Source organism: Enterocloster bolteae (assembly GCF_002234575.2).
In the GTDB taxonomy this organism is placed as follows: domain Bacteria; phylum Bacillota; class Clostridia; order Lachnospirales; family Lachnospiraceae; genus Enterocloster; species Enterocloster bolteae.
In genome coordinates, this window is sequence record NZ_CP022464.2 from 2,906,999 (window position 1) to 2,924,709 (window position 17,711).

At 41.2% G+C, this 17,711-nt stretch carries 20 protein-coding genes; 19 read left to right on the forward strand and 1 reads right to left on the reverse strand.

Translation table 11 applies throughout. From position 1 onward, the window contains the following. The first annotated feature begins 21 nt into the window (after positions 1-21). Genes CGC65_RS13520 through CGC65_RS13595 form a run of 17 tightly spaced genes read left to right on the forward strand, consistent with a single transcriptional unit; the run spans position 22 to position 15,712 of the window. On the forward strand, positions 22-5,808 hold the full coding sequence (locus tag CGC65_RS13520) for a SpaA isopeptide-forming pilin-related protein (RefSeq protein WP_002567414.1): 5,787 nt from the start codon (positions 22-24) through the stop codon (positions 5,806-5,808). Positions 5,809-5,868: 60 nt separating this feature from the next. Next, a complete protein-coding gene (locus CGC65_RS13525) occupies positions 5,869-6,216 on the forward strand; it encodes a DUF3852 domain-containing protein (RefSeq protein ID WP_002567415.1) in 348 nt (115 codons plus the stop codon). Positions 6,217-6,236: 20 nt separating this feature from the next. Continuing rightward, the gene (locus tag CGC65_RS13530) at positions 6,237-6,773 is read left to right on the forward strand and encodes a DUF4259 domain-containing protein (RefSeq protein ID WP_002567416.1); all 537 of its coding nucleotides are present in this window, start codon (positions 6,237-6,239) and stop codon (positions 6,771-6,773) included. 24 nt (positions 6,774-6,797) lie between these two features. Continuing rightward, complete coding sequence (locus tag CGC65_RS13535; RefSeq protein ID WP_002567417.1) at positions 6,798-7,658, forward strand: conjugal transfer protein TrbL family protein; 861 nt, start codon at positions 6,798-6,800, stop codon at positions 7,656-7,658. 31 nt (positions 7,659-7,689) lie between these two features. Then, on the forward strand, positions 7,690-7,995 hold the full coding sequence (locus CGC65_RS13540) for a DUF4314 domain-containing protein (protein ID WP_002567418.1): 306 nt from the start codon (positions 7,690-7,692) through the stop codon (positions 7,993-7,995). 14 nt (positions 7,996-8,009) lie between these two features. Further along, a complete protein-coding gene (locus CGC65_RS13545; protein ID WP_002567419.1) occupies positions 8,010-8,375 on the forward strand; it encodes a DUF7768 domain-containing protein in 366 nt (121 codons plus the stop codon). 17 nt (positions 8,376-8,392) lie between these two features. After that, complete coding sequence (locus CGC65_RS13550; protein ID WP_007037356.1) at positions 8,393-8,719, forward strand: hypothetical protein; 327 nt, start codon at positions 8,393-8,395, stop codon at positions 8,717-8,719. Further along, on the forward strand, positions 8,655-9,248 hold the full coding sequence (locus CGC65_RS13555; RefSeq protein ID WP_002567420.1) for a hypothetical protein: 594 nt from the start codon (positions 8,655-8,657) through the stop codon (positions 9,246-9,248). Before CGC65_RS13550 ends, CGC65_RS13555 begins: the two co-directional genes overlap by 65 nt. Further along, on the forward strand, positions 9,245-11,056 hold the full coding sequence (locus tag CGC65_RS13560) for a VirB4 family type IV secretion system protein (RefSeq protein WP_002567421.1): 1,812 nt from the start codon (positions 9,245-9,247) through the stop codon (positions 11,054-11,056). The genes CGC65_RS13555 and CGC65_RS13560 overlap by 4 nt, the downstream gene beginning before the upstream one ends. A 19-nt stretch (positions 11,057-11,075) precedes the next feature. Next, on the forward strand, positions 11,076-11,411 hold the full coding sequence (locus CGC65_RS13565) for an LPD28 domain-containing protein (protein ID WP_002567422.1): 336 nt from the start codon (positions 11,076-11,078) through the stop codon (positions 11,409-11,411). 22 nt (positions 11,412-11,433) lie between these two features. Further along, complete coding sequence (locus CGC65_RS13570; protein WP_002567423.1) at positions 11,434-12,384, forward strand: C40 family peptidase; 951 nt, start codon at positions 11,434-11,436, stop codon at positions 12,382-12,384. 15 nt (positions 12,385-12,399) lie between these two features. Continuing rightward, positions 12,400-12,753, forward strand: coding sequence for a hypothetical protein (locus tag CGC65_RS13575; RefSeq protein ID WP_002567424.1), 354 nt, complete (start codon positions 12,400-12,402; stop codon positions 12,751-12,753). An 18-nt stretch (positions 12,754-12,771) separates the two neighbouring features. Further along, complete coding sequence (locus CGC65_RS13580; RefSeq protein WP_002567425.1) at positions 12,772-13,488, forward strand: hypothetical protein; 717 nt, start codon at positions 12,772-12,774, stop codon at positions 13,486-13,488. Between the two features lie 21 nt (positions 13,489-13,509). Next, positions 13,510-13,782, forward strand: coding sequence for a DUF6103 family protein (locus tag CGC65_RS13585; RefSeq protein WP_002567426.1), 273 nt, complete (start codon positions 13,510-13,512; stop codon positions 13,780-13,782). Beyond that, positions 13,782-13,943, forward strand: coding sequence for a hypothetical protein (locus CGC65_RS31315; protein ID WP_002567427.1), 162 nt, complete (start codon positions 13,782-13,784; stop codon positions 13,941-13,943). Before CGC65_RS13585 ends, CGC65_RS31315 begins: the two co-directional genes overlap by 1 nt. 43 nt (positions 13,944-13,986) lie before the next feature. Next, entirely contained in the window at positions 13,987-15,066 is a 1,080-nt protein-coding gene (rsgA, locus tag CGC65_RS13590) for a ribosome small subunit-dependent GTPase A (protein ID WP_002567428.1), read from the forward strand. A 10-nt stretch (positions 15,067-15,076) separates the two neighbouring features. Further along, the gene (locus tag CGC65_RS13595) at positions 15,077-15,712 is read left to right on the forward strand and encodes a GNAT family N-acetyltransferase (protein WP_002567429.1); all 636 of its coding nucleotides are present in this window, start codon (positions 15,077-15,079) and stop codon (positions 15,710-15,712) included. Between the two features lie 43 nt (positions 15,713-15,755). Here the strand turns inward: CGC65_RS13595 and CGC65_RS13600 are convergent, their stop codons facing one another. After that, positions 15,756-16,373 (reverse strand): hypothetical protein, encoded by a 618-nt coding sequence (locus CGC65_RS13600; RefSeq protein WP_002567430.1) that lies wholly within the window; start codon positions 16,371-16,373, stop codon positions 15,756-15,758. Positions 16,374-16,521: 148 nt separating this feature from the next. Here CGC65_RS13600 and CGC65_RS13605 point away from each other — a divergent pair, with 148 nt between their 5' ends. Together CGC65_RS13605 and CGC65_RS13610 are read left to right on the forward strand one after the other, a co-directional pair. Beyond that, positions 16,522-17,187, forward strand: a complete 666-nt coding sequence (locus tag CGC65_RS13605) for a hypothetical protein (RefSeq protein WP_235622319.1) — start codon at positions 16,522-16,524, stop codon at positions 17,185-17,187. Positions 17,188-17,283: 96 nt separating this feature from the next. Next, positions 17,284-17,628, forward strand: coding sequence for a hypothetical protein (locus tag CGC65_RS13610; RefSeq protein ID WP_002567432.1), 345 nt, complete (start codon positions 17,284-17,286; stop codon positions 17,626-17,628). The last annotated feature ends 83 nt before the right edge of the window (positions 17,629-17,711 follow it).

Consider the following 17,711-nt stretch of genomic DNA (forward strand, 5'->3'; position numbering starts at 1 on the left):
ATCAATAAGGAGGGAACCCAAATGTGTAAAACAAGAAGAATCATTGCTTTTTTGCTGGCGATGCTTATTGCCATTCCAACAATCTCCTTGTCAACGGTTCATGCTGCAGAAGAAGGCAGTGATATCACCAAAATTACTGTTGTTAAAGGCAAGGATATCAATGATATAAAATATGATGGAAGGAATGTATTGCATTCCTCTGCGTGGTGGTATGACGAGGAAGGCAATAAAAATCCAGCATTTTGTGTTGATCCCAATAAGGCTGGTCCTGGAGAATACTTTGCTGGAAAGTATGACTTGAATGTGGCTGGCGCAGAAACAAATGAAAAAATTGCCGCCATCATCAATAACAGCATTCCATATAAAACGTATCAGGAATTAGGTGTAAACAGTGAAGAAGAAGCCTATGCTGCTACAAAGGCAGCCATTTGGTGCGTGATTGGTGTATCACAGTACACAGACCGAGGAAAATGGAATGCACCCGATAAACCACAGGTGACAGCTTTATTTAACAAACTGGTTGATCTAGCATTGAATAATCCTGAACCAGTAAAAGCAGCAGTATACGGTACGATTAAGGTGGATGAAGAACCAGTGGAAGAAGGAAACTACTTTGTACAGCGTTTTCAGGTAAAGGAAACAAGTAATTCTGGAAAGAAAATCACAAAGTATAAGGTCGAATTGACTGGTGATTATCCAGTTGGAACAATCATTACAGGTGAAGATGGCATCGAAAAAACACAGTTCAAAGGTGATGAAACATTTGCGATCCGTATTCCCAAGACTTCTGTCCCTGTTGGTGGCAGTGTGGAAGCAAATGTAAAGATTTCGGCAAATCTGTATTCCAATGTTATCTTGATCGGCAAGCCTTTGAATGGACTGGATGGCAAAGTGCAGGATATGGAAATCGGGATGCCGAATCAGCCCATTACTATTAATGCCAAAATGGTAATTGGTAAGTCTACTGAAACGGATGAATCCGGTGATGGTAAACTAAAAGTCATCAAGCTGGATGCCACAGATAATGCAACCCCTTTGGCAGGTGTAACATTTGATTGTTATAATGCACAGGGGCATTTAATTGATACAGGTACCACAGATGAATCTGGTATTTGGGAACCGAATATTACGGAGTCTGGTACCTATACGGTAGTAGAACGCTCTACCAATAATAGATATCAGTTGACTGAGCCAACCACTTTGGTCATTACGGTAGAGCCGGATCAAACAGCAACGGCAACATTTCGTGATTATCCGCCGCATATTGTGGTGACAGAAAAAGAAGATGCAGAAACAGGTGAACCAATTCCTGGTGTGCAGTATGAAATCATGCAGATCGATGGAAAAGGGGCTTGGAGAGCAACAGGCAAAACCGATGCAGAAGGAAAAATCACATGGGAAGATGTACCAGACGGTACCTATCTTGTAAGAGAAGTATCCACTGTAGAAGGATATATCTTGGATCAGACACCTCAATATGTAACCGTAAGAAATGGACAGGCTGCCGGATTAAAATTTTTGAATAGTAAATTTCCAGGCTTGACTATCATCAAGATCGACCAGCAGACAGGCGAAGTCATTACTGATCCAGCTACTTTCAAAGTAGAACAGGTAGACGGCAGTTACACAACCACAGTCACAACAGAAAATGGTGTTGCTACACTGAAAAATGTACCCGTAGGTACTTATAAAATCACAGAAGTAACTGCACCTGAAGGATACGCATTGGGTGATTGCCCTCAGACCGTATACCTTGGCAAAGACAAGAATGTTCAGGTGGTTATGAAGAACCTGAAGAAACCTGTGCTTACCATCGAAAAGATCGACGGACAGACAGGTGATCCAGTACCAGGCACCAAGTTTGAAATCAAGAAATCCGACGGAACTTTGATCGGTACCGTAACAACAGGTGCAGATGGCAAAGTAACAGTCGGTATGAAAGGTGGCGAACTTGGGTACCTTGATCCCGATGTTTATACCGTAACAGAAGTCTTTGTACCAGAGCCTTATGTGCTGACAGGCGAACATCAGGATATCAGACTGAATGCAGGCGATAGCAAGTCCTTGTTATTTGCAAACCTTGAAATGCCCAGCATCACCGTTGAAAAATACGATGAAGAAACAGGCGAAAAATTGCCAGGTGCTCAGTTTGCTATCTATGAGCAGGCTGATACCGCACGTCCAGTTGTTGAAGGTATGACTGACGAAAACGGTAAATTTACCTCCGGCTATATCAAACCAGGTACTTATGTGGTCAAAGAACTGAATCCACCTCCTGGATATATGTTCTCTGATAAAACAAGCCCTGACAGAGTGATTGTTGCGAAACCTGGCGATGGTGAAATCATCGTGAAGGTAGACAATATCAAATTGCCAGAACTGACAATCAAGAAAATCGACTCTGTGACCAAAGAACCGATTCCAGGTGTTGTGTATGAAGTCAAGGAAGTAGACGATACCAGCGTACAGCCTACAACAGCTACTACCGATGAAAACGGTATGATCGTGATTCCTGGGCTGAAAGCAGGTACTTATGAGATCACAGAAATTTCTACACCGAAACCATACATTCTTAATGACACACCGCAGAGAGTAAAACTCGAAGCAGGAGATCATAAAACATTGATGTTTGAGAACATCAAATACCCCACATTGATCATCGAGAAAACAGACTATACGACCAATAAGGGTATTCCAAACACCACATTCAAGATTGAGCATGAGGAAGACGATGGTGCAATTACAACAGTCGGTACATTCAAGACCGATGAAAATGGCAGAATCAAACTGCCGTATGTAGAACCTGGCTGGTATATCATAACAGAAACCATTCCGGCACAGGGCTACCAAAAACCGACAAACCCTGTAACACGTATTTATTTGAACCCTGGCGATAACTCTTATCTGAAGGATGATAATATCGCAGGTGGCGGCGGTACTGGTGGCATAGGCGGCGGTACAACGACCGACGGTATTGAAATCACAAGTGGGAATGATTACGAAGTGGTAGACGGTATCGTAAACTATCCTCTGAACAGTTTGGTTATCAAGAAAGCAGATGCCAACACAGGGGAAATGCTGGATGGTGCAACCTTTGAAGTATTCCGAATCACGGGTGAAACAAGTGGTCAAAACGGCAAACTGATCTGCACGGCAACAACTGATCATTCCGGTGTTATCGTTATCACTGGATTGGAAGCAGGTGCTTATGCAGTCAGAGAAGCGAAAGCACCAAATAACTACATTATCGCAGAAACAGATATGCAGACAGTCAATATGAAAGCAGACGGAACATCTGTGGTAGAGGTAGTATTCCGAAACTATCCTTATGGATCTCTGCTCATCACAAAAGTGGATGCCTTGACCAATAAACCATTATCCAATGCCACTTTCCAAGTAACAACAGGTGATGGAACGGTGGTTGGAAACAGCAACGGTATGTATACTACAAACAGTGATGGCGAAATCCTGATTCCAAATCTGAAACCAGGCAGTTATGTAGTAACTGAGCGCATTGCACCGGAAGGATATGCCTGCGATACAAAACCGCAGACCATTGAAATTGGTACAGATGGTGCTACATACAAAGTGCATTTCCAGAACCAGCCTATGTGCTCTCTCGTGATTTTGAAGAAAGACGCAGATAACGGTAATCCATTGTCTGGTGCGCAGTTTAAGGTAACAACATCCAAAGGCGATGTCATTGGAAGAAACAATGGCATCTTTACCACAGACAGCAATGGCTCCATTACGATTTCCTACCTCGCTAAGGATAGTTATATCGTAGAAGAAGTAAAGGCACCGGATGGTTATGTGCTGGAGGAACAGTCCAAAACCATCGCGCTGGATTATGGCAAAACTTATACCTTGGAGTTCACCAATAAAAAGATGACATCATTGGTAGTAAAGAAAATTGACGCTGTGACAGGCGAACCATTGCCAGGTGCAAAGTTCTTCGTGGAGAAACAAAACGGGGAACACGTAGGTGAGTACACCACAGATAATACAGGAACAATTCTGCTTCCGACACTTGATCCAGATTGGTATGTGGTAAGAGAAACAAAAGCGCCGGAAGGCTACATCCTAGACGAAACACCAAAAACCGTTGAAGTAAAAACAAACGTGCCAACGGTGGTAACATTTGACAACAAACCGCTTTCAGGAATCAAAATCGTAAAAACAGATTCCGAAACAGGGGAACCGTTGGAAGGTGTATCGTTCTCAGTTTCTAAAATGAATGGTGAGAAAATCGGCACATTCAAAACAGATAAAGAAGGTATGGTCTATATCTCTGATTTGGAAGATGGCTACTACACTGTAACAGAAACAGAAGGATTGGAAGGCTATCACTGGGACAAAGAACCGAAAACGGTAGAAGTCAAATCCGGCAAACAAACCATTTTGGAAGTGGAAAATCAGCCATATTCCGGTTTGGTCATTGAGAAAACCAACAGCAGGACCGGCGATCCTATTGAGGGCGTAGAATTCCTCGTGACAAAATTCAACGGCGAGCAGATCGGATACTATGAAACAGATGAATCCGGCTTGATTGTTATTGAAGGATTGGAAGAAGGCACATACTTGGTAAAGGAAACAAAAGAAGCCAAAGGCTACAAACTTGACAGCGAAGCAAAAGAAGTGGAAATCAAAGACGGCAAGAGAACAACATTAAAAGTGGAAAATGATCCAATGTCTTCTGTATTGATCCATAAAATCGACTCTGTCACAGGAGAAGGCATTCCAGGAGTGAAATTCCTGTTATATGACAGTGACAATGAACCAATCGGTCAGTTTGAAACAGATGACGAAGGCTATATCTGGATCAGAAAAGAATTGCCGGAAGGTAAGTACAAACTCAGAGAATTAGAGCCTGCAGAAGGCTATATCTCTGACAACAGCGAGAAAACATTCTATGTGCAGAAAGGCAGAACAACAGAAATCGAGTGGGAGAATACACCGGAAGTCGGTCAGATCGTTATTACAAAACGTTCTTCTGAGTTCAATGAACTGACAGGTCTTCCTGCCGGTTCTCCATTGTCTGGTGCAGTATTTGAAATCTATAATACCACAGGAAATTTGGTAGACAAGATTTCTTCCGGCAGCAATGGTGTTGCGGCATCAAAAGGTTTGCCTGTAGGTGTCTACACCATCAAAGAAGTATCTGCACCAAGATATTACGCTTTGAATGATAAAACACTTTTGGCAGAAATCAGGCACAACGGTGATATCGTCAGATTTGAAGTGCTGAACAGCAGCATTTCTTTGAACCTGACCGTTCAGAAAAAAGGACCAAATGCCGCATCTCCTGGACAGACCATCCAGTATGACATTTATGAAGTGCAAAACGGTTCCACCGGCACTTTGGAAAACTTCTATATTCATGACAGGATTCCAACAGATGCCACAAGAGCGTTGAAGATTGTTACAGGCACATATTCCGAAAGAATGTATTATAAGATCACTTATAAAACAAACTACAGGGATTATCGTGTGCTTGCGGAAAATCTTTTGACAAAGAATAGTTATGAATACAGTCTCCATCCAAATGTACTTGGCTTGGCAAATGGAGAATATGTCACAGACGTGCGTCTGGAATTCCCGAAGGCAAGCCCTGGCTTCAAGATGCTTGAAAATATGTCTGTATTCTGTCAGGTAATGCCGAATATGCCGAAAGATTACCGTATCGTCAATAGAGCAGATGTAGGCGGAAGATACGGCAACGAATGGGAAAGCGCAAAGACCAGCTGGAACACAACGGTGTGGACTGTGAATACACCGCCAGTAACGCTTCCCAAAACAGGTTATTAAAAATATGATTTCTGGGGCAGTCGGAAGACTGCCCCTTTTCTACGAAAGGAGAGAAGAACAATGGCAGTAAGATGGAAAAGAGTATTTTTGCTGACAGTGGTTGTGCTTATGGCAGTGATTATATTTGCACCGCCAGTATTTGCGGCACCAGATAGTGGTCAGGTTTCCACAGCCATTGAAAGCACTTGGAAAACAGCAGCAACACAGATTAAAACCGTAACCAATAACGTTATCTTTCCAGTGGTGGATTGTGTGCTGGCGATCCTGCTTTTTGTCAAATTAGCTATGGCTTACTTTGATTACAAAAAACATGGCGAATTTGATTTTGCACCAGTGGCAATCTTGTTCTTTGGTCTGGTGTTTGCCATTACAGCACCGACTTATATCTGGAATATTCTTGGAATTTGAAAAAGAAAGGAGCTGAAATTATGGGATGCTGGGGTGTAAAAGCATTTGAATCAGATGAAGGTCTGGATGCCTTGGAATGGATCAGAAACCATATTCCGGAAGACGGCTGTCTGCGCTTAAAGGAATTGTTGGAACAGCTGAAATTAGACGAATGGTGCAGACCGCCTGCCGCGGAAAACGGAGAGTCCCACAGCAGTACAATGCTGATTGCGGAACTGATGGAAAGCTTTCAAAATGGTACTATAGAAGAATGGGAGTATCTCCCGAATAACCCCTTTGAAAAAGTGGTTTCGTTTCTTGTGGAAAAGGAATCCGTTAAAGAGATGTGCGAGTATCTTTCCAAAACATTGGAATCCGCAAGAAAAAATACGCAGGACAATCAATGGAACGGGTGGTTTGAAGAAACCAACTGGAACAAATGGCAGGAACATATGGAAAGCCTGATTGAAACTATGCGTAAAATTTTGGAGCAAGACGGAGAGGTGCTGGACTTGATACCACAGACAAAACAAGAGATTTCAGAGGAACACATAGAAGGTGGTATGAACATGGAATAACAGAAAGCGAAGGTGATGAAAAATATGTTTGGCTTGGACTTTGCCGTAGACGGTGTGCTGGATCAGTTCTGTGACTGGATCTACGGCAAACTGATCACATTCTTCGGTGAGTTTTTCAGTATGATCAATATGATGGGGGCGGAACTTTTTGAGCTGGATTGGATCAAAGCAATCCTGCTCTTTTTTTATTATTTCGCCTGGGCGTTGTATATCGTTGGTATTGTAGTGGCTGTGTTTGACACAGCCATTGATGCACGGAGAGGAAAAGGAAGTTTTCAGGACTTGGCGTTAAATATCATCAAAGGTTTTTTCGCCGTCAGCCTGTTTACTGTAGTACCTATCGACCTTTATGTCTTCTGCATTAATCTGTCAAATGAACTGATTGGTGCCATTGCTGGTATGTCGGATTCACCAGGAAAACTTGGTGCCATTGCCACTATGGTGCTGGGCAGCTTTGAAACGCCTGGTGCCAATGTGGTGGTGTCTATCGTGTTTGTCATACTGATTGGATATGCGGTCATCAAAGTGTTTTTCGCAAACTTAAAACGAGGCGGTATCCTTCTTGTCATGATGGCAACTGGCAGTCTTTATCTGTTCAGTGTACCAAGAGGATACAGCGACGGATTCGTGTCTTGGTGCAAACAGGTAGCTGCTCTCTGCCTGACAGCGTTTTTACAGACCATTGTACTGGTTGCAGGGCTAGTTACTTATAACGCAAATATGCTGCTTGGCATCGGATTGATGCTTTCCAGCACAGAGGTACCGAGAATAGCACAGAACTTTGGATTGGATACCAGTATGCGTTTCAACGCAATGAGTACGGTATATTCCGTAAATTCCGTAGTCAATATGGCACGTAATGTAGGAAGAATCGCAAGCAGATGACCTGAAAAATTATTATAAAGGAGTGAGTTCTATGAAGTGGGTAGATAATGGGAGAAGAATGGCGGAAAGAGCAAAAGAACTGTTCCCACCAGGTACCAGAATTCAGCTGATCCACATGGATGATCCATATAATCCGATACCTGACGGAACAAGAGGAACGGTCAAGTTCGTGGATGATATGGGGACCGTATTTCCAGATTGGGATAACGGCAGAGGTCTTGGTGTGGTATACGGTGAGGACAGTTTCCGAAAGCTCACACCAGAAGAATTGTTGGAAGAACAGCAGAAAGAAGACATAAATCAAGACACAGATATGGGTATGAACATGGGAATGTAAGGGAGGTTTTTGAAATGAAACTGGTATATATCTGTTCTCCATTAAGAGGAGAACCGGAAAAAAACATAGCAAAGGCGAACGAATACGCCAGAGAAGAAGCAATGAAAGGCAACTGTGCCATCGCACCACATTGTGTTTTCACACAGTTTTTGAACGATGAAGTGCCAGATGAACGCTGGCTCGGGCAGGAAATGGGGAAAGCACTTCTTTGCAGGTGTGATGAACTTTTGGTTTGCGGCAGCATCATTTCGGAAGGAATGCGTGAGGAAATCAAAATTGCCTATGAGAACGGCATTACTGTTTTAGGCAGAGATTTGTCCATTGCGGATATCGAAGATGCGGTGTTTGGAGAAACAGAACAGTGCTGTGAGATGGTATAAAAGGCAGGTGAGAAGCAATGTATATCTACCCAGAAAACCTGAAAGGCAAAAGCACCATGTTCCTTTGGACATTGCGAGATATGCTGATTATCATCATAGGTGCAGTCCTGTCAGCTGTCTTTGCGGCAGCTTTGGACTGGATTGTGCCTGGTGTTCTTATTGGCGTGTTCGCCTTTTTGACACTGCGTATTGATAACGAACTGAATATCTCGGACTACATCCGCTTTGCCTTTCGATTTTTTGTGACAACACAACAGATTTTTTATTGGAGGTTTGCCGATGACAAGAATGAGAATTGGAAAGAAGAAATCTACCAGAGAAGAAATAGGCGCCAGAAATATTGACGGGGTTGGCGTGGAAACATACGGCAATGAGTATCTGGTTTACTTTCTGGTACAGCCGGATAACATTGCGGTACTATCAGAAACAGCAGTAAAAACAAAAATCATAGCGATGTCCAGTGTCATCAAAGGACTGGACTCCATTGAGTTTTCCTGCATCAATTCCAGAGAAAACTTCGACCAGAACAAAATGTTTTACAAAGAGCGTCTGGAGGAAGAAGAAAGCCCCAAGGTACGAGAAATATTGGAAAAAGACCTGATCCATCTGGACAGAGTACAGATACAGACGGCTTCCGCAAGGGAGTTTTTGTTTATCCTCCGCTTTCGCAACTATAATCCAGAAACAAATGAAGTACAGACAGGCATCAGCAGAATGACGAAGCTGTTGAAGGATGCAGGATTTTCCTACTGTCAGGCAAGTAAGGAGGACATCAAAAGGCTCTATGCCGTTTATTTCGTACAGAATATCACGCAAGTTTATTTCGATGATTATGACGGCGAGAGATTTGTAAAGGAGGATGAATACCGTTGAAAATCAGCAGAACAAAGAAAACAAAAGCCTATATTCCCAAAACGGAAGAAGAAAAAGAGCAGGTCAGGATCAAAGAGTTTTTGGATATGTGCGCGCCTTCTGTGCTGAAGTTCTACCCTGATTACTATATCTGCGGCAGCAGTTTCAGAAGCACATGGGTGGTGCGTGAATATCCAACGGACACAGAAGAACAGGCATTGCTCAGGCATTTGGGTGACCGTTCCGGCGTTACATTAAGAGTTTATACCAGACACGTTACACCAGCGGAGGAAAGAAAAATCATTTCCAACGCAGCCAGCAGGAACAGAATGAACCGTTCTTCTGGCAACATCCAAAAGGAGATTATTGCAGAGTCAAACTTAAACGATGTCATGAACTTAATCGCACAGATGCACAGGGACAGAGAACCATTGGTACACTGTGCTGTATTCATTGAAATATCAACGCCCACACTGGAGAAGCTGAAAGAAATGCAGGCAGAAGTGGAGGCGGAGCTGACACGCTCTAAGATATCTGTAGATAAATTATTTCTAAGACAGAAAGAAGGCTTCGAGAGTACACAGCCATGCGGAAACAATGCTTTCCATGAGCAGTTCGAAAGAGTCATACCAGCAAGTAGTGCTGCCAATCTCTATCCATTCAACTATTCAGGAAAAGCCGATCCGCAAGGCTTTTATATCGGACATGACAAATATGGAAGCAACCTTTTCATTGATTTTCAAAGAAGAACAGATGACAAGACAAATGCCAACATACTAATACTTGGCAACAGCGGACAGGGCAAAAGCTATCTCATGAAACTGCTCCTTTGCAACATGAGAGAAAGTGGAATGGATATCGTCTGCCTTGATCCTGAACTTGAGTACAAAGATTTGGCAGTCAATATGGATGGCTGTTATATCGACTTGATGGAGGGAGAGTACATCATCAACATACTGGAACCAAAACGCTGGGAGGAAGACAGCGGTTCCGTACTGCCAAGGCATATTTCATTCCTTCGTGATTTTTTTCGTGCCTATAAAGACTTTACCAGTGCGGAGATTGATGTTCTAGAAATCTTTCTGGAGAAATTATATGAAAGCAAAGGTATTAAAGAAGATACTGACTTTTCAGGATTAAAACACACAGACTACCCAGTACTGTCAGATTTATATCATCTGGCAGAACAGGAACTGAACCAATATGAAGAAAGGAAGGGGAATATCTATACCAGAGAAACGGTCAGGGATTTATGCTTGAAATTAAAATCGATCTGTATTGGTGCTGACAGCAAGTTTTTTAACGGACACACCAACATCACAAGCAATCGATTTATCTGTTTTGGCACAAAGGGCATTACAGATGCGGATACGGCAATACGAAACGCAATGCTGTTCAATGTCCTTTCTTTTATGTCTGATGCCCTGCTGTCCAAAGGGAATACGGCAGCATTTATTGATGAGCTGTACCTGTTTTTGACTAACATGACTGCCATCGAATACATCCGAAACGCCATGAAGCGTGTGCGTAAAAAAGGCAGTGCAGTTATTATTGCCAGCCAGAATATCGAAGACTTCAACAGAGCTGATGTGAGAGAAATGACAAAACCCATGTTTGCCATTCCAACACATCAGTTTTTGTTTAACCCAGGGAATATCTCCAAGAAGGAATATATGGAAATGCTCAGGCTGGATGATTGTCTGTTCGACCTGATCAGCAGTCCTTTAAGAGGTGTCTGTGTGTTTCGTCATGGCTCAGAAGTTTACCATCTGGTGGTAAAAGCACCGCAGTATAAAGAGGATTTGTTTGGCAGTGCTGGAGGTAAGTAAATGAAAGGGAGTGGTAAATATGATGATAGATGCAAGAGATGAAGACTTTAAATTGGCAGAAATTGATAATGTGGTGGTGATTTTTACCAATGCACGTATTGATCGAGATACGGTGCCTTTTGATTTATACTGCTATGATGTCAGAGAGTCAGAGTGCTTTAGTGGCGATCCAGTTACGCTGGAGAAGGTTGTTTCCATAAATCACTGGGGTACCATTTTATCAAAAAAACCGTTTCCTTTGGAAGATGATGCATACTATCCGTTGAAAGACGGCATCAATTATCTGGAAGAAACCTGTACGATGGATGAGTTTATGGAAATGAATCCAGAAGACGAAATGGATGTTATGTCTTAAGAAATAAAAGAAGGTGAGGCAAATGGCAAGTCCTATGGCAGTTGCCGTTATGACGAAGAAAGCGTTGGAGCTGGCAGAAGACAAACGAGTGCGGACACTGCTGGCAAGTATTGTGGCAGGTATTGTAATCGTGATGCTGATACCGCTGCTGGTTATGGTTTCTATCTTCAATACACAAGCAGGATTCAGTCAGGAGGTTGCAAGAATCGTATTCGATGGAGGACCTATTCCAACGGATATCGATGCGGAACTTTCCAAAGCTATGGAAGAAATGATTGATGCCTTTGAGGAATTGAATCAGACGATAGAATCATTGGAAGAAGATGGATTTGACGATATCAAAGTCAAGTCTTTTTTTTATATCCTCTATTTTACAAAGGATCTGACAGATTTTGATGAGGAATTCTATGTGGGCTTTGTGGATTGTTTTGTGGGTGAAAAAGAAGAGGACGAGATTTATGAGGAACTGGAAGACTACCTTTCCTATGAGTTTACGGAAACAGAAAAGGTGGAAATCCGAAATCTATATCTCTTTATCAAGTATGGATACTCTGCGACAGACAAAATCACAGGCATTCCTGGGGAAGCATTCAACGATGCCACATTCGCACAGTTGATGCAGGAAGCCACGAAATATATCGGCTTTCCTTACCAATGGGGCGGAAGTACACCGGAAACCAGTTTCGATTGTTCCGGTTTTGTATGTTGGGTATATACCCATTCTGGAGTCCATAACCTGCCCAGAACAACCGCACAGCAGATTTATAACCAGTGTACACCGGTGTCAAAAGACGAGGTGAAACCAGGAGATTTGGTGTTTTTTACAGGAACATATCAGAGCAGCAACCCCGTAACCCATATTGGAATCTATGTTGGGGACAATCAAATGTTGCATTGCGGCGATCCCATCGGCTATGCAAACTTGGGGAATTCCTATTGGGTGAAGCATTTTTATGGGTTTGGCAGATTGTAAAGGAGTGTGAAAAATATGATGAAAGAAATTACGGTAGGAGAATTGAAAAAAATGACGGATAAAGAAGGATTGATTCTTCAAGGCTGTGGCGGAGATTTAAAAGAGTGGGAAGATGGTGTCAATGAACTGTTGACAGAGTCAGGTATTTTGCTGGAAGGAGATACATTCAAAAATGTTTATGTTTTTGAAAACGAAGGATTAACAAATTTGTTGTTTGATATGGACGATGTCAAGTTGGATGTAGGAAAGCTTGCCATGTGGAGAATCAATACCCACCAGCAGTTTGGCGGTACATGGCTCAGTGATTACCTCGCAAATAAATTTGAAATGGGAGAAGAATTAAAATCTTCTATGGAGCCGGAACTTTAAGAAAAGGGGTGAAACAGTATGAATCAAGAAAGAAAACCACATTTTGAAAGTTTGATGGCAAAGCTGGAAAACTTCCGTGAAGAAGAAATCCGAGTGCTGCAGGGATATCTGGAGCCGGTTTTGGAGGTAAGAGAAAAAATATTATCTTCGTTTTCCAATGAAAAAGCAAGCAGCAGATTCTCTGTTGGAGAGATTTCGGATGAGCTTATGTATGTGAATTTGTTGGAAGATCTGCTTCAGACAGATGAGAGGATATCTGAATGCCGAATGGATTTTGATGCCTGTGATATGATCCTCTATCATAAGCAACCAGAACATTCCTATGACAGCATGAAAACAACAGAGCAAAAATATGAAGGCGTAGCAGCCATGAATCTGTTTTATCGCGAGCTAGGAGATGCGATGTTTTACTATAACCCTGATGAGCCAAACAAAGGCTGTGTGGTAATCGAGAAAATCATTTCTCTTAGTGACGAGGACTTCTGGTTCTTTGGAGAAAACATCAAGCAGGAGGCTTCCTTCATTACGGATAACGAAGAACTGCAGTATTTTGATCAGCAGATGACTTTGCACTGCCTGTTTATCCAAAAAGAGGATGCGGAGTTTGGTGTTTTGATCAGCCATGACCAAAAAAGTGGTGAAGTTTATTCCGGCTATCTGCCGAACTTGGATCAGTTTCAGGAGATTGGGTGTGAGATTTCAGAAAAAGAAGACTATGTGGAACCACAGATGTGACCGCAAAAGGAGGTGAGTATCATGAAACTTTCTGCGATACAGGTTAAGTTTGAAACCAGCAAGTACTTGGCACTAAAGCGATATGCGGCAAAAAAGGAAGTATCTTTGGAGCAGGAACTGGAAGAAACACTGAACAGACTGTATCGAAAACTGGTGCCGCCAGATGTCCGAGAGTATATTGAAGAAGGTGAGAAAATGGAAAAAGTAAGTAAACCAAAAGCGAAAAATGAGGAAAAAGAGTCAGGGGAAGAACAGAATCAAGCAGAACAGCCGCAGGATATCCAATCCGTTTAATGGCAAGAGAGCAGATGGTATCATCTGCTCTCTTTTGCCAATATGGACATGATGTAAATGGCTGTGATATAATAAGGAAAATTTTAAGAATGGAGAGTGTTTTTATGATGAATACAAATAAAAAGGATATTGTAAAAATGGAAGGAGGAAAGGTGCAGTAAGTATTTTATACCTCCTTCCTTTGAAATAATAGGAATATATAATATGGAGGATAATGAATTGAAACAATTACAAAAATATGGTGCTACAGAACGTTTTTATACAGAATCAAAATTATATCCCGATTATCAATTAGCAAGAGTAATCGCGCAGTATCGCGGGAAATATAAAGTGATTACTGATCAACAAGAATTTTTTGCAGAAATTTCTGGAAAATTTCGATATACAACAGAAGAACTGGTTCAATTTCCAACAGTTGGAGATTTTGTTATGGTGACGGTGGAAAAAGAATTTGCATCCATCCACCAGGTTTTAACAAGAAAAAGTTTGTTTTTGCGGAAAGCTGTTGGAGTATCCAATCAATCACAGACGGTTGCTGCCAATATAGATACTGTTTTTTTGTGTATGTCCCTAAACAAAAATTTCAATTTGAATCGTATGGAACGATATTTATCTATTGCATGGGACAGTGGTGCTACACCAGTTATCGTATTGACAAAATCAGATTTGTGTGAAGATTTGTCAGAGAGGATTTCTCAGATAGAAAGCATTTCATGTTTTTCTGATATCATAGTAACATCTATGTTTGAGGATGACATATCTGCAAAATTTTTATCTTATTTTTCCAAAAATCAAACCTGTGCTTTTATTGGCTCCTCCGGTGTAGGCAAATCAACATTAATCAACCGTTTACTAGGTGTAAATACAATAGCAACACAAGAAATTGCTAAAGGAGATAAGGGACGCCATACGACTACAGGACGTGAGATGTTTTTATGTCCCCTTGGTGGAGTAGTGATTGATACACCAGGCATGAGAGAAATGGGTGCAGACAGTACAGACCTTTCAAAAACATTTTCAGAACTTGAATCATTGGCATACCAATGTAAATTTCGCAACTGTACGCATACCAATGAACCAGGTTGTGCAGTTCTAGCAGCAATAGAACGCGGTGAATTAGATATAAGACGGCTGGAGAATTACCGAAAACTACAACATGAAAGCAGCTATGATGGATTAAACAGCAAAGAAATTGAAATTAAGAAATGTGAGCGCATGTTTAAAGATGTTGGTGGTATGAAGAATGTCAGACGCTATGCCAAAGAGCAGCGTAAAAGAAAATGAGGTGGGATATATGAATATTGTTGTTCGAAATGAAGAAACAAAAGACTACCGCAGAACAGAAGAAGTTGCACGAGAAGCATTTTGGAATTTATATTTTCCAGGCGCAGCAGAGCATTATGTGGTGCATCAAATGCGTTCTCATACTGACTTTATCCCAGAACTTGCTTTTGTCATTGAGGTGGATGGCATTGTTGAAGGTGCTATATTTTACACACATTCTAAAATTGTAACGGAGCAAGGAGAATTTCCAACCATAAGTTTTGGACCTGTTTTTATTTCTCCGAAATATCATAGACAAGGTTTAGGAAGAAATTTAATTACACATTCTATTCAAAAGGCTAAAGAAATGGGATATTCTGCAATCTTAATACTGGGATACCCATATCATTATGAACCATATGGTTTTTGTGGCGGAAAAAAATTTGGTATCGCAATGGCAGATGGACATTTTTATAAAGGTCTTTTGGTATTACCGTTAAAAGAAAACGCCTTGCATGGAAAAAGTGGATATGTTGTATTCTCAGATGCACTAGAAGCGGAAGAAAAGGATATTCTGAATTTTGATGCTACTTTTCCGCAAAAAGAAAAGAAAGTATTACCTTGCCAACAAGAGTATGAAACTGCTTGTGCTATGTTAGATGAATAAATGGATATAGAAATTTTATGATTTCAACGAAGCGACTGAGTGATCAGTCGCTTTTGTTATGGATAAAATGTGTTATAAATAAGCGAAAGACCTCCTGATCCGTTTCCAAATCCCGTGACAGAAAGCGTTTCGTGATTTCAATGACGATACCTTGGCGAAATAGCTGCATCAAAGAACAATGAAGAAAACAATTTATTAGTTGCTGCTGAAACTTTTCCCAAGCACTTTTTCCCAGATATTCTATGAGTTTTTCTTCTGTTTGCCTGAAATCGACTAGGTCAACAGATAGATGATAAGAATGCATATATTCATGATAAAACTCTTTCAGTGCTTGTTCTAATAAGGAATCTGCCAGTGCAGTCCAGCAAAGTTCCATTTCAGTGGAAGTCTCCTGACAATCAAACCTGGGTATGGAACTGTCGTTATTTTCTAAATCATCCTGTATTTTCTTTTGTAAATCTGAAATGGATTGATCAATTTCATCTTCCAAAGCACAGAAATCCATTTCCACAATCAAGCGAAAAAACATGGATAGATAATGATTGAGTAGATAACTTTTCTGTCCAAGGAGCTGATGAAATTCTTTTGCGGTACGAAAAATATCTGAGAACGCTGATGTGTTTTCAGATTGGTACGAAAGAAAATATTGAAAAATATCCATAAATAAAAACCACCTGTTCACCAAAGTCGGCAAAGCCGTTTGTGGTATATAAATTCTGTTGACGAAAGGTGTCAAGTAAAAAGCAGTATATTTCTTGACTGACACAGAACTTATGGGTATGATTCTAAAAAAGCCAGAGGTGAGGATAGTGGAATTTACATTGATGCATAGAGAAATCAAAGTCGTAGATATAGAAATGGACTCGTTTTATCACATCAAAAGCATAAAAAATATATACGCAGCAGCACATATGCCAGTAGGAACGATGCAAAAACAAGACGCAGATCAGCAGGCTCTGGCAAAGTGGTGGAGCAGACGAACCATACCAAAAGGTCGAACAAGACTGCAGGAGGTCTTGGATATAAGAAATATTCTTACATCAAAAGAATTGCTCAAAGACAGTTTTGGGTTAAGTTTATCAGATCAATATTGGTTGAAACCAAAAGATTCCTCTTTGTCATGGGAGCAAATCCAGTTTTTTGACAACGATTTCTCGGAACAGTTTGGAGAAATGATGCTGGGAAATTTGGAAATTACAGAATGCTTTGACACCATGACACCAGATGTTGTGCTGGAAGGTCGGTTGGAAAAGGCATGGAAAATCAGAGATGGAAAACGAGTTTTAATAAAAGGCGGAAGTAATCCATACCAGCAGGAACCTTTATGTGAAGTGATTGCTTCTGGGATTGCGGAAAGGTTGTGCATCCCACATACGAAGTATACATTGCTGTGGGAGCATGAAAAACCGTTTTCTGTCTGCCAGGATTTCATTACTTCTGAAACGGAATTGGTATCGGCTTACCATATCATGTAGAGCAGAAAGAAGCCAAAGGATCTCTCGGACTATGAATTTTATCTGAATTGTGCGGAACAACTTGGCGTAAAAAACATAAGAGAGCAGACAGAAAAAATGATTGTTTTGGATTTTCTGATCGGAAATACGGACAGGCATTTCAATAAATTTGGCTTGATTCGGAATGCAGTTACATTGGAATGGATTGGTGTTGCACCTATATTTGACTGTGGAACATCACTGTGGTATAACACACAGGAACGTCTGATCAAACCGCTTTCTCCCAATCTACCAGCCAAGCCTTTCAAGAAAACCCATAGAGAACAGATTAAACTGGTAAAAGATTTTTCATGGTTAGACATGAAAAAGTTAAAAGGTATGGAAGAAGAAATGGAAGAAATCCTATCTCAGTCACCTTACATCAGCAGAGAACGCAGGGCAGTTTTATGCGATGCGTTCTGACAAAGAGCAGAACTGCTGGGAGAGATTGCAAACGAACACACGATAAAAGAGGATATTTCACAAGAAAATGATATGATTTTCTA

What these genes read in the sequence shown, in the direction of transcription:
- CGC65_RS13520 (WP_002567414.1), top strand. Translation starts at nt 22, where the DNA reads ATGTGTAAAACAAGAAGAATCATTGCTTTTTTGCTGGCGATGCTTATT.
- CGC65_RS13525 (WP_002567415.1), top strand. Translation starts at nt 5,869, where the DNA reads ATGGCAGTAAGATGGAAAAGAGTATTTTTGCTGACAGTGGTTGTGCTT.
- CGC65_RS13530 (WP_002567416.1), top strand. Translation starts at nt 6,237, where the DNA reads ATGGGATGCTGGGGTGTAAAAGCATTTGAATCAGATGAAGGTCTGGAT.
- CGC65_RS13535 (WP_002567417.1), top strand. Translation starts at nt 6,798, where the DNA reads ATGTTTGGCTTGGACTTTGCCGTAGACGGTGTGCTGGATCAGTTCTGT.
- CGC65_RS13540 (WP_002567418.1), top strand. Translation starts at nt 7,690, where the DNA reads ATGAAGTGGGTAGATAATGGGAGAAGAATGGCGGAAAGAGCAAAAGAA.
- CGC65_RS13545 (WP_002567419.1), top strand. Translation starts at nt 8,010, where the DNA reads ATGAAACTGGTATATATCTGTTCTCCATTAAGAGGAGAACCGGAAAAA.
- CGC65_RS13550 (WP_007037356.1), top strand. Translation starts at nt 8,393, where the DNA reads ATGTATATCTACCCAGAAAACCTGAAAGGCAAAAGCACCATGTTCCTT.
- CGC65_RS13555 (WP_002567420.1), top strand. Translation starts at nt 8,655, where the DNA reads ATGACAAGAATGAGAATTGGAAAGAAGAAATCTACCAGAGAAGAAATA.
- CGC65_RS13565 (WP_002567422.1), top strand. Translation starts at nt 11,076, where the DNA reads ATGATGATAGATGCAAGAGATGAAGACTTTAAATTGGCAGAAATTGAT.
- CGC65_RS13570 (WP_002567423.1), top strand. Translation starts at nt 11,434, where the DNA reads ATGGCAAGTCCTATGGCAGTTGCCGTTATGACGAAGAAAGCGTTGGAG.
- CGC65_RS13575 (WP_002567424.1), top strand. Translation starts at nt 12,400, where the DNA reads ATGATGAAAGAAATTACGGTAGGAGAATTGAAAAAAATGACGGATAAA.
- CGC65_RS13580 (WP_002567425.1), top strand. Translation starts at nt 12,772, where the DNA reads ATGAATCAAGAAAGAAAACCACATTTTGAAAGTTTGATGGCAAAGCTG.
- CGC65_RS13585 (WP_002567426.1), top strand. Translation starts at nt 13,510, where the DNA reads ATGAAACTTTCTGCGATACAGGTTAAGTTTGAAACCAGCAAGTACTTG.
- CGC65_RS31315 (WP_002567427.1), top strand. Translation starts at nt 13,782, where the DNA reads ATGGCAAGAGAGCAGATGGTATCATCTGCTCTCTTTTGCCAATATGGA.
- rsgA (WP_002567428.1), top strand. Translation starts at nt 13,987, where the DNA reads ATGGAGGATAATGAATTGAAACAATTACAAAAATATGGTGCTACAGAA.
- CGC65_RS13595 (WP_002567429.1), top strand. Translation starts at nt 15,077, where the DNA reads ATGAATATTGTTGTTCGAAATGAAGAAACAAAAGACTACCGCAGAACA.
- CGC65_RS13600 (WP_002567430.1), bottom strand. Translation starts at nt 16,373, where the DNA reads ATGGATATTTTTCAATATTTTCTTTCGTACCAATCTGAAAACACATCA.
- CGC65_RS13610 (WP_002567432.1), top strand. Translation starts at nt 17,284, where the DNA reads ATGATTGTTTTGGATTTTCTGATCGGAAATACGGACAGGCATTTCAAT.